Genomic DNA, 12,546 nt, shown 5'->3' with positions numbered 1-12,546 from the left:
TTTGCTGTTTTAAGGTACAAGCACAATTTTCAATGACTTATCTCCTTTTTTCATCAATTCAAAGCCTTCTTCAAAATCTTGCAGTGGCAATTGATGTGTTACTACGCCTTCAGTTGGATAATCACCATTTTGTATACCATTTATCACAAGCGGATAACAGTAAGGTCCTAAATGACTACCCATTAAATCTAGTTCTTTACGATCAGAAATGATGCTCCAATCAACAGTTACTGGATCCCCAAATACAGAAAATTCGACAAATCTTCCTAGTTTTCTAATTGCACTCAAACCCTGTTCAACAGATTTAGGATGTCCTGTCGCTTCAATGTAAGTATCACAACCATAGCCCTCAGTCATATCCTTAATTTCTTTTACTATGTCAACTTTTGCTGGATTCATTACAATGTCTGCACCAAATTGTTTCGCTAATTCTAAACGATCATCTTTCATATCTAGTACAACCAAAGTTTCAGCGCCAGATTTTTTAGCAGCTCCTATCATGCCAAGCCCCAGTGTTCCAGCACCAGATAATACAACGAAATCTCCTAATTTGATGTTTGCACGTTGCACTGCATGTAAACTACAAGCATATGGTTCAATTAGAATTGCTTTTTCTATAGGTAGATCTTCAGGAACTTTATAATTTATTGCTTCTTTAGTGAATTTCATGTATTCAGCCATACCGCCATTGACATTATTTTGGAAACCGTATAAATCGTGTTTTTCACACATCCAATACTCTCCACGTTTACAAAATCTACATTCCCAACAAGGTACAATCTGTTCAGAAATGACACGATCACCTATTTCAAAATCAGTCACATCTTCGCCTTTCTCAACAATACGTGCAATAAATTCGTGGCCCGGTATCATCGGTGCTTTAATATAAGAAGGTTGCGTTTCATCACCCCAAAAACTTGGTGCTCCGCCATACGCTTTAATATCTCCTGCACAAATACCACATGCTTCAACTTTCACTATAATTTCTTTTGAATTCTCAATTGTTGGCGTCTCTACTGTTTCATATTTATAATCCCCTGGCGCATATGCTACAACTGCATTCATTTTGTCTGGATAATTTTTATTTGTCATTTTCAACAACCCCTTCTCTTATTAGAAAACGCTTTCATTTATAACTATAATTCTAATATATATTTTCATTTCTTTCAAATATTTTTTCATTTATTTTCGTTTTGCTTTTGTTTTGTTATTTTTATAAAAAATTGTGTTAAACTAAATTATGAACATAAGGAGGTTGCGAATCATATGAAAATGTATGCAGATGAACGACGAGAGCACATATATACTTATATAAAGTCACATAAAAGAGCTACTGTAAAACAACTTTCAGATTACTTAAGCGTGACAGAAGCAACAGTTCGGAGCGATTTAAGGCTTTTAGAAAGTGAAAATAAGATTACACGTACACATGGCGGAGCAAAAGTAAATGATACGATGACTTCTAAATTAAACTTTTCTTACCGCTTAACACAAAAGCATCGTGAAAAACATAAAATAAGTGAGCATGCATTAAATAAAATCGAACCGCAACAATGCATACTCATCGACGCAAGTTCAACTACATATGAGCTTGCAAAATTAATATCTGAGACAACAATGGAACTTACGATTATTACAAATGGATTGGAAAATGCAGTACTCTTAAAAGAAAATCCTAACTTAACAGTGCTCGTAGTTGGAGGGTTTGTATCACAAGATTCAAATGCAATTACTGGAAACATTGATTCACAAATTTTAGAAATGTATCATATTGATTATTTCTTTTTATCTGCAAACGGTTTCACCTTAGAAAATGGTTTGACTGATTTTTCATTACCTGAAGTTCAACTCAAAAAGCAGATGGTTCAAGAAAGTGAAAAAGTAATTGCTCTGATAGACCACAGTAAATTTGATATTTCATCTACTTTATCATTTGCTAAAATCACTGATATTACTGAAGTTATTACTGATGAACCCCCCCAAAAAAAATGGCTACAAAACATGCCATTTAAGTTAACTGTTGTTTAATTTTAAAATTAACAATTTAAAAAGCTGTATCAATTAGAATAATTTAATACCTAATTGATACAGCTTTTTTTACTTAAAATAATTATCCAATCTTTTTATATACCACCTGACCATCCAACAGTAGTGAAGATATACAACACAATTGAACCTACGATGACCCAAATTAAAAACAATGGTGCCATAAATTTAAACCATGAACTAAAATTAGCTTTCGCAATAGCAATCGCACCTACTGTCGCACCCAATGTTGGCGTAATTAAATTACCTAATCCACCGCCAAAAGATAGTGAAGTTAACAGTATTTGGTCATTCACACCAAGTGTATGCGTAACTGGTTGTAATATTGGAACCATGACACTCATTAAACCTGAACCAGATGGTACTAAAAAATTAAATACTGTTGCTACTAAAAATATTAATATTGATACGACACCGGCTGAAGAACCATCAAGTTGTGTCGTTAATCCGTTGACAATCGTACTTAAAATCTTACCTTTTTCTAGAATGACGCTGATTGTGTTTGCCATGATAATAGCAAAAGCAACCACTAGCATTGGTTTAGCTCCTGCTAGAAATCCATCCACCATTTCACTAGGCCGTTTACTTTTTATTAAGTAAGCAAGCACAAAACTAATACCAAAAACAGTAATGAATACACCATTTCCATATTTCTCAGTCCAACTTAACATGCCGTTACCTATTGCTAATACTATAGGTGTAAAAATCACTAATCCTACTACAACCAAATCTCTCCAATTAATTGTTCTATCTTTCAAATCAATTTCTGTATTTGTTGTTTGCACATTATTTTGTTGCCAAGATGTAGTATTCATCAAACTTTTATTTGGTGATTTAATAACCCTTCTCGCATACCAGATAACATATAATAAAGTGACCAATAAAAACACCGTATACATAATTGCTCTTCCACCATATCCTGAATATAAAGTGACTTCCGGATAAACGATTTGACCAATTTTAGCCATACCTGAAGGAGAAACTGAAAATGCCATATACAAAGGTAGGAAGGTCATGCCAAGGGCAATAATTGGATCTAATTTTAACCTATTCGCTAAAATGACACCGAGCGTAACAAAAACAATCATCTGATCGCCACCTACAAAAAACCCTATAAACGCCATTAAAGAAAATAATCCTATAATGAGTGGTAAAGCACCTGCGTGTTCAAATCTATATATCATATAATTAGTTAACTTTGTCACTGAGTCCAATTGCAACATACCTCCAATTGCCCCACCAACAAATAGCAATAAAGTTACAGTTTGAGCTGATTGTATACCCCCATTTAATATTAAGGTAATTGCATAAAACGGATTAACTGGATTTTGTGAAATAGCATGATAAGTTCCTTGTACAATTTCACCACTTTTTGTCGTGTCAAATTCACCAGCTGGAATGACATATGTCAGTAAACATGCAAACATCATCATCATCAACATCATTAATAACACGTGTGGCAATTGAAATTTTCTTTTTTCTTTTATTTTTAATTGGTCTTGTTCAACATCTTTTTGCGAATGATGTGAAGTTGCACTATATTCAGACATTCTATTTCACTCCTTAAAAATCATTTAGATTAGATATGCTCTACTTTTGTGTTTCGATATCGATTTTCTTTAAACGGAATACCAAGATGATCACGTAATGTACTACCTTCATAAGATTTCGAATAATAACCTTTTGTTTCTAATATAGGTAACACTTCTCTTAAAAATTCATCATATATTTCACCATAGACATGTGGTCCAAAGATAAAGCCATCTGCTGCACCTTGTTCAAACCATTCAATTATTAATGCTGCTACTTCTTCATAAGTGCCTGTAAATGGTGAACGTCTTACAGTTTCTTCTAGAGCAACTTCTCTTAACGTTAAATTTTGTGATTTCGCACGTTCAGCAATTGCATCAGTAGTTGCACGAAAACTATTTTTCCCTACGTCACCTAACTCTGGAAATGGTGCATCTAATTCGTATTGAGTAAAGTCATGGTGATCATAATATCTTCCCAAGTAGTCTAAAGCCTCTTCAATTGTTGCTAATGATTTAAGTTCATTTAATCGTCGCTCTACTTCGGCTTTATCTTTTCCAATGACTGGTGCTAGCATTGGATAGACTTTAACATGGTCGGGATTACGCTCAAATGCTTGGGCTTGTTTTTTAATACTGTCATAATTACTTTTAGCAATTTCAAGTGACTCACCAAGTGTAAAAACGGCATCAGCATATTTAGCTGCATATGCCTGTCCTTTAGGAGAAGCTCCTGCTTGGAATATAACAGGTTGTCCTTGTTCTGACCGACTTGCATTCAAAGGACCTTTAACTTGGAAATATTGACCTTTGTAATCTAAAGTATGCATTTTACTTTTATCAACATATTCACCATTTTCAACATCGAACGTAAACGCGTCATCTTCGTACGAATCCCATAATCCTTGTACAACTTGGATATGTTCTTCAGCAATATCATATCGAACATCATGTTCTGGATGATCTCCTTTACTATAATTGTCAGCACTCCCAGCTAAAGGCGAAGTTACCACATTCCAGCCTGCACGACCTTTACTAATGTTATCAATGGTTGAAAGTTGTCTGGCCACTGTGAACGGTTCACTATACGAAGTTGAAATCGTACCAACTAATCCAATTTGCTGCGTTATAGGAGCAAGAGCTGCTAAAAATGTTAAAGGTTCATGTCTATCTAAAAAATGTGGTATCGATTTTTCATTGATATATAATCCATCTGCTACAAAAACGAAACTGAAGCCAGCTTTTTCTGCTTTGCGAGCAATTTCAAGTTGAAATTCAAAATTTGTACTTGCATCACTTGGAACCTCACTTGATTTCCAAGCATGCATATGACTACCAGGACCGTTCAACATAATTCCAAAATCTATTTTTTTATTTGTCATTTTACCCCTGCTTTCAAAGTCGATTTTTTATATACACGCGCTAATTGCTCTACTGTTTTTAATCGTAATGAATGATTTTGAACGGGCATATGAAACATAAATTCATCAACTTCATCATCTATATTTAATTCATGAATCTGTTGTTTTATGGACTCAGCTGTACCATTAAATACCTCTATTTGTTGTGCTTCAATTTCAAATGTCCTTGAACTTTGCTTTTTAAAATCATCAATTTGGTGTTCACTTGATACCGTTAATTTTTGACCGTCATCAAAGTGTAAAACATAGTTTGTACGCCCTTCTTCAATTAATGCGTACTCCGCTTCGCTATTCGATACAACAGCAGCCAAGGCAACAATGATTCTCCCCTCAGGGTAAAATGCTTTGTATGTACGAATGGCTTTTTGTAAAAGTTCATTATCCGAATTCAAAAAATATGCATAAATAAATCCTACTTTTTCTTCTGCTGCAAAACGCGCTGATCGTTCACTGCCACCTAAAAGAAAAACATGTGGTTTTTCAACCTCTTTATTACGAATCGTTGTTTTTAAATTTGAATATGGATTTTCTTTAGGAAAGTTTCCATTATTAAATTGATTTAATAGATGAAATTTATCATTGAAAGATGTAGGTGAACTTTTGATATCTTCTTGCAATGCTTGTGTCGCTAGAGGAAAACCACCAGGTGCTTTACCTATACCTAAATCTACTCTTCCCGGAGCGATTTGGCTCATAAAATGAAACTGCTCAATCACTTTAAAAGGACTATAATGCTGTAGCATAACCCCACCAGAACCAATGTTTATTCTACTTGTTTGGTTTAATAGATGTGTAACTAATATTTCAGGACTCGTACCAACGACTTCTTGTATATTATGATGCTCTGCAACAAAATATCTTGTATAATTCAGGTTTTCTGCTAATTGAGCGAGTTCAACTGTTCTCTTTATCCCGTCGCTAACTGCTTCATTATGATCTATCGGACTTTGATCAAGTATACTAATAGATGTCATAAACAATCCCCCAATCGATTTCTGAAAATTATATTAGTTTCAATCTTATGCTCACGGTAACATTTTGTCAAGTATCCTTATCGTTTTACTAAGGATTAAGAGAGGGATTGCTTTTGCCATCTCGAGTACTCCATTTTTTACATACCATTTATCATTTAAATTGAAAATTGTTAACCAAGTACACTTTTCTCATAAAAAAAGAGCAGAGTAACATCACCCTTTAATAAAGTGATGTTATTCCGCTCTAATTTAAAAGACTAAGCATAAAATTTATTTCTGTTATGGCTTGCCTCATTATATGATATTAAATTTTGCATACATTGTGGTTAAAATAACTTTTTAATATGACCAACCCAAAGTATGTTCCACTTCATCATCCTCATGTTCAATATTATCTATATCAATCATAGATTCTGAAATGTTTCTAGAATGGTAACCAATACGCTCTAAGATAGCTATCATATCTAGATATAGCAAACCACCTTCTAAAGAACATTCTCCAGAACTTAAGCGCTTGATATGTTTCTTCCTAAGATCATGTTCTAATGTATACGAATCGTTACTCAAACGAACGATTTCATCTTTTTTAACTCTGTCATATACGTTAAACATATCAATTGTTTTTTCAAGTGACGCATCGACATGGTCATATAGTCTTTCAATACTTTGTTCTGCTTTTGCAGATATTTGAATTGATTCTGTTTCTTTTTTCTTTAAATCCAATAAATAAGCTTCTGTTAAACTTGCTACTTTAATAAACGTTCGATTAACATCGAATAACACAGACATTCTTTCTGCATCTTGTTTGGATATCTTCTTCTCAGAGATTTTTGTTAAATATTGTCTTACATTGTCATACATACTTTCCACAGCTGCATGCTTCTGAATTATATCTTTTTCTGTTTTATCATCATAGTTCTTAGCATATCTAAACATATCGAAAGTCATATGACCTATATTTTGAATTTCATCTTGAGCTTCTTGTAACGCGATGTTAGGAGCTCTGTTGATTAAATTTTTATCTAACATTCTTGGTTTATATTTTTCATTCAAGTCTTCGCCTGGTACTAACTTCGTCACTATCCATGCTAGGATGAAAATAAATGGCAATTGAATAATTGTGTTTGTTACATTGAACGTACCGTGTGCAAATGCAATAACCATTTCAGGCTTTAAATTCATAATCCCTTGCATCCATTCAATAACTAATTGATAGAGAGGCATGATTATTAAGAAAATGATAGCGCCAATTACATTGAAGAGTACATGTACAGCTGCCACACGTTTTGCCGCCAACGAGCCTGCTAAACTGGCAAGTACTGCCGTGATTGTCGTACCAATATTATCGCCTAAAAGTACAGGAAGTGCACCGTGTAAACTAATTAAATCATTGGCAAAGAATCCTTGTAAAATACCAATTGTGGCACTTGAACTTTGGATAATTACTGTTAATAATGTACCTGCTACCACACCATATAATGGATTCGAAGACATATCTAACATAATTTGTTTAAAAGAGTCTAAATTTGCTAAGGGTTTAACTGCACCACTCATAAGTTCTAAACCATAGAACAATGCACCAAAACCAAATAAAATCATACCCACATTTTTCACTTTACGTTTTTGAATAAAGAAAATTAGAAATGCACCAATTGCTAAAATTGGCAGCGAATACTCACCGATATCAATACCTATAATAAATGCAGTAACTGTAGTACCAATATTCGCTCCCATAACTACTCCAATTGCCTGACGCATTGTCATAAAGCCTGCACTAACAAGACCTATAGTAATTACTGTTGTGCCCGAACTACTTTGAATTAATATCGTTACAATCATACCAGCCAAGACACCCATTAAAGGGTTACTTGTAAAAGTATTTAAAATGCTTCTTAATCTATCACCAGCTGCGGCTTGTAAACCGTCTCCCATTTGTTTAATACCATATAGAAAAATACCTAATCCACCAATAAAGGTAAAAATAATCTCCATTACAGAAGAATCCATCGTTACACCTCTTTAAAATATTTGTAAACTATGTGAAGTATAACTAATTTTTGTTAAGCTAATGTTAATTTATCATTAAAATTACATCGTATTTTCTCAACATTTCTGTAATCTTATTTCACCAATACATGCAAACCTTTCCAAATTCGTTAACCATGCAGATTTTACAATATGATACTTATAATATCCTTAAATTAATTCTTTTTATAAGTATTACAATTAAAATTGAAAGATACTTGTCAACCGCTCTAATCTTCGCTAATATAATTAAGAATTTAATGAAGGGAAGATTTGTATTGTGATTACTGCTTATAAACATACTCAAACACAAGAAATAATAACATCAACTTTAGACCATGATGCTTCATGGATCAATGTCGTTGACCCAAATTGGGAAGAAATAGAACATTTAATAGATTTATACCATTTACCAGAAGATTTTATTAGAGACCCTCTAGATACTGAGGAAAGTTCTCGTGTTGAATACGATGAAGAAACAGGCTATTCCCTCATAATCCTTGATTTGCCAGTTGTTAATGATACAAATCTTAATGTGCTCTCGTTTATAACAATTCCTCTAGGTATTATTATTGGTAATAAAAAAATATTTACTGTATGTAATGTGGAGAACGAATTTCTAGAAAAATTTAGCCATCAAAATTTAAATTTACATTTTCATAGCCGATTCGCGCTCAATATATTATTAACGATCGCGAATCATTATAATAGAAACCTTAGATTATTAAATAAAACGAGATTACGTATAGAACGTGATTTAAAAAATAATGTTACAAACAAACAACTATATAATTTAATGGAAGTTGAAAAGAGTTTAGTTTATTTCTTAGCAGCATTAAAAGGTAATGAAACGATAGTAAAGAAACTTTTCAGATTACCTGCAATTAAACGATTTGAAGAAGATGAAGATTTGTTGGAAGATTTAGTCATCGAAAATAATCAAGCTTTAGAGACCACAAGATTATACACGGATATATTAGAAAGTATTACAACTTCATATGCATCACTACTTTCAAATGAAATGAATAATACGATGAAAACATTGACATTATTTACTGTCTTTTTAACATTACCAACTTTAGTATTTAGCTTTTTCGGCATGAATGTTCCATTACCTATTGATGAACATAGCTATGTCTCTTGGGTTATCGTGATCGCTATTTCACTAATTATCGTTTCATGTGTAGGTGCATTTCTATGGCGAAAGCAAAAGTTTTGATATAGAGCAAACACACATTTAAAAATAACTAGATATAAAGCTTATGCTCAATATGAAAGATTCTATCATGTGTTATTGTACTGAATCTTGAAATTTGTACTTTGGTTTTCTGTAATATTCTAAAAGCTTGTTTCCTCAAAAATTTAGGAGACATGCCTTTTAAATTTATTTCACTTTTTTTATTAAAATTTATATATTGAGAATAGCTTGTCACATCAGGTTAATTTTCAAAAATAAAAACGTCAATTTCTATATGATTAGAATTGACGTTTTTAAATATTATAATCCAAACTATTTTTTGCTGATGGTAAAAATGAATATTAGCTGACTTTAATTTGATACTGGCCTTAACCTAAAGGCATAATATCTTCTTTAGTAATATCATCGTAATAATATTTTATTTTATAGATAAAATAATCTTTCAATCTATTCATGTTTTCCAATGTGCTTGAAGCTTGTTCCAAATGAATTAACCACGATCTTGCTGGACACTCAGTATCATAAAATTCTTTATGGATTCTTACTGTTTCTCTATTAACAGGTAATTGATATTTCTTTAAAATTGCAGCTGCTAGCCAAAAGCTAACCTCTTCTACCTTCATAAATGCACTATCTGTTAATATACCATTGATTTTAGACTGACATCTCTCGATACCAATATAATGCGTATTGGCAAATATATTTCCGCAGTGCCATTCAGTATATTGTGTTGGATGAAACCAGTAACATGTGTCTTGGTCGATGTAGACGCTCGCCCATCCTTTTTCTAATTCGTTTTTTTCAATGCGCTTATTTAACCATGTAATGTAATTTTTGGCAGAATAATTTTCGGCATCATCGTGTAGAACGACACCTAAAATATCTTTTTTTCGTTCAGTGATTTTCTCTTCTATTTCATAATAATTTGAGTATATATGCTCCATTATTTTCCCTCTTTAATATTTAAATATTTAAATTTTTCATCATTAGTTCGTTTAATTTCTTTTTTCCAAATTTAATGGTGTACACAATTTAATTTTATCGATTGAATTAGCGCTTGAAATAAGAAAATAGTTATATTTAATATATTAATATTCACAACTATTTATTATATAATGTAATTTAGTCAATATAACAATATGTTATCAGGAGTTGCTAGATAGAATGGAACATGCCACATTATGTATCCACGATTTTTTAACTACAGACACGCAACGTTGTATCAACCAAGTCATACTGTTATTTTCATTAAATAGTAAATTGAATATCAATATTAATGGTAAACAAACTTCGGTTGAAAACAATATCGCTATCATCAATCATAGTGATTTATTTTGTATAACTCACGCAGAACAACTTGTTGAACTAAAAATACCAATACAACAAATCATCCCGCTTAATCAATTATTTTTTAATTGTTATTATGATGCAAAAGCATTGCATGCTCAAGAATACTTGAAGTATTTAATACTAAACATGATTGAAAAATTAAATACTATGAATTCAATGGAATTACCTCAATTAACTGAGCTTATTTCTACCTTAGAGCAAGAAACTAAAAAATCAACTGATTATGCTTATATACCGACAATACATTCTGAAAATGAACTTTTAAATAAAATATCAGATTATATTCAAAAGCACATTACACAACATATCATGTCCAAAGAAATTTCTTCAATTTTTTATATTTCTAGTTCATACATATCGATTTTATTTAAAAAATATTTAGGTATTAGCTTTAAACATTATGTAGTAAGTTTAAAAATTGCGCTTTCTCTTAATGAACTTATTAATAGTAACAAAACCATTTATCTTATTTCTGAAAATATGGGTTTCAATCATTATGCTAACTATACTCATCAATTCAAATATCATCTCAAGTTAACACCGCTTGCTTACAGAAAAAAGCTTAATATATTGCACAATAATCCTATTACGTTATTAACTACTGATATTAGCGGATATTCACACTATTTCAAAGCCTACTTAGATGACCATAATCAATCACTTGATAACGAAATTATCAATTTAGACCACTTAAAGTATAATGATTTGGCAAAACAACCTACCATCTTTATTCATATTGATAATCTAATGGATATAATTCAAACAAATTTAAATCAAAAACTTAATTTTAGTGACCTTACAAACTGCTATTTACTTATAAATAATGTGAGCAATCTAGCATCAGCTTCACTCAATTTAAATGGGATTGTCAATTTAATCGATGCTATTTTTTCTAACTGTATAGGCGTAGTTATTAGAATTAAATCCATGGAAGAATATAAAAAAATAGAACAAGTGATTTCCCAATTTTTAATATTCAAACCTAAATATCATGCTAATGGTAATATGTATAACTTTATGATTCTATTTGATTCAGAATACTTAAAGTTAAATGATATAAACAGATTGTACATTAAAGTCAGAAGTTTAAATATTAATATCAAATTAGCAATCAATGTAGAAGGCGTGTTAACCCAAACTCAAAGCCTTAAACACACTTTTACACTCTTACATAGATTTAATTTTGACTTTAATTTTATTGATGTAGAACGTAGCGAATTACGTACAATGTTATTAAAGCATAGCCATCAATTCGATAATGTATCAAGTTATAGTGATTATTATAATAAATTCGTCACACTTTCTAAGCTACAACCTAATAAATGTGTGTACTCAAAACTTACTAAAAATCACTTCACTCAATATAATCAAAAAGCGCCTTTAGGAATATCAGAAATTATGCAACATACAATACAATTGATTAAAAATGGTTCTGCTGTTGGCTATGAACTAATGAATAAATGTATATATGACGTTGCATTAATGAATCATCACGGCATATATGAACCCATTGTATATATAATGCAATTCTTAAAGCCATTTTATGGAAAAGCGATATTAATACAACCTAATTATTTAGTTGCAAAAGATAAACAATGTACACATTTACTATTATTTAATGCCAATACGCACACAACTTTAAACAAGCGAAAGTTTATATTAAAACAACAAACAATTATTTCAAAATTAATTTTATTTATACGTACGTTAAATAGAGAACATGGTTTTATAGATTATGCTTTACCTCCTATATTTAATGATATTTTCATTGAACAATCACTGTTAAAAAATATAGAACGTTCAAATATGCCGAAATCAGAATTACGACACACTACCTATCCACACACACCTATTGAGTTTGATATTAGTCGAGATGAGGTGAAATACATTCGCTTATCACCTACAAATAAATAATAGTGCAGCATAGACATGAAACTTTAAAAATAAGTACATATTAGCACAATTTAATTTAAAAGTTTTGTCATCGCTTATACTTCAATTGC

General features: G+C 31.5%; 9 protein-coding genes. 3 read left to right on the top strand and 6 right to left on the bottom strand.

The genetic code is table 11. The annotated features are described in order from the left end of the window. Nucleotides 1-9: 9 nt before the first annotated feature. Nucleotides 10-1,092 carry an MDR/zinc-dependent alcohol dehydrogenase-like family protein gene (locus tag AB1J10_RS06130; protein ID WP_064209326.1) on the bottom strand — a complete coding sequence of 361 codons (1,083 nt, stop codon included), beginning with the start codon at nt 1,090-1,092 and terminating at the stop codon, nt 10-12. Nucleotides 1,093-1,266: 174 nt separating this feature from the next. Here AB1J10_RS06130 and AB1J10_RS06125 point away from each other — a divergent pair, with 174 nt between their 5' ends. Then, nucleotides 1,267-2,028 carry a DeoR/GlpR family DNA-binding transcription regulator gene (locus tag AB1J10_RS06125; RefSeq protein ID WP_019468844.1) on the top strand — a complete coding sequence of 254 codons (762 nt, stop codon included), beginning with the start codon at nt 1,267-1,269 and terminating at the stop codon, nt 2,026-2,028. Nucleotides 2,029-2,123: 95 nt separating this feature from the next. Here AB1J10_RS06125 and AB1J10_RS06120 read toward each other — a convergent pair whose 3' ends face one another. The 4 genes from AB1J10_RS06120 to AB1J10_RS06105 form a co-directional block, all read right to left on the bottom strand. Beyond that, nucleotides 2,124-3,596 carry a Na+/H+ antiporter NhaC family protein gene (locus tag AB1J10_RS06120; RefSeq protein WP_107365526.1) on the bottom strand — a complete coding sequence of 491 codons (1,473 nt, stop codon included), beginning with the start codon at nt 3,594-3,596 and terminating at the stop codon, nt 2,124-2,126. 29 nt (nt 3,597-3,625) lie between these two features. Then, on the bottom strand, nt 3,626-4,957 hold the full coding sequence (locus AB1J10_RS06115) for an LLM class flavin-dependent oxidoreductase (protein ID WP_064209325.1): 1,332 nt from the start codon (nt 4,955-4,957) through the stop codon (nt 3,626-3,628). After that, the gene (locus AB1J10_RS06110) at nt 4,954-5,970 is read right to left on the bottom strand and encodes an MsnO8 family LLM class oxidoreductase (RefSeq protein WP_070812615.1); all 1,017 of its coding nucleotides are present in this window, start codon (nt 5,968-5,970) and stop codon (nt 4,954-4,956) included. The genes AB1J10_RS06115 and AB1J10_RS06110 overlap by 4 nt, the downstream gene beginning before the upstream one ends. A gap of 339 nt (nt 5,971-6,309) precedes the next feature. Then, entirely contained in the window at nt 6,310-7,977 is a 1,668-nt protein-coding gene (locus AB1J10_RS06105) for a Na/Pi cotransporter family protein (protein WP_046207587.1), read from the bottom strand. Nucleotides 7,978-8,275: 298 nt separating this feature from the next. Here AB1J10_RS06105 and AB1J10_RS06100 point away from each other — a divergent pair, with 298 nt between their 5' ends. Beyond that, nucleotides 8,276-9,214, top strand: coding sequence for a magnesium transporter CorA family protein (locus tag AB1J10_RS06100; protein WP_046207586.1), 939 nt, complete (start codon nt 8,276-8,278; stop codon nt 9,212-9,214). Nucleotides 9,215-9,561: 347 nt separating this feature from the next. Here the strand turns inward: AB1J10_RS06100 and AB1J10_RS06095 are convergent, their stop codons facing one another. Then, nucleotides 9,562-10,137, bottom strand: coding sequence for a peptidoglycan recognition protein family protein (locus tag AB1J10_RS06095; RefSeq protein ID WP_019468838.1), 576 nt, complete (start codon nt 10,135-10,137; stop codon nt 9,562-9,564). A 220-nt stretch (nt 10,138-10,357) separates the two neighbouring features. Here AB1J10_RS06095 and rsp point away from each other — a divergent pair, with 220 nt between their 5' ends. Beyond that, nucleotides 10,358-12,457 (top strand): AraC family transcriptional regulator Rsp, encoded by a 2,100-nt coding sequence (rsp, locus tag AB1J10_RS06090; RefSeq protein ID WP_107391306.1) that lies wholly within the window; start codon nt 10,358-10,360, stop codon nt 12,455-12,457. The last annotated feature ends 89 nt before the right edge of the window (nt 12,458-12,546 follow it).

This window comes from Staphylococcus cohnii species complex 1663 (assembly GCF_041008415.1).
Taxonomy (GTDB): Bacteria; Bacillota; Bacilli; order Staphylococcales; family Staphylococcaceae; genus Staphylococcus; species Staphylococcus ureilyticus.
The sequence above is the reverse complement of the archived record's forward strand: the minus strand, read 5'-3'. Positions and strand labels throughout refer to the sequence as shown.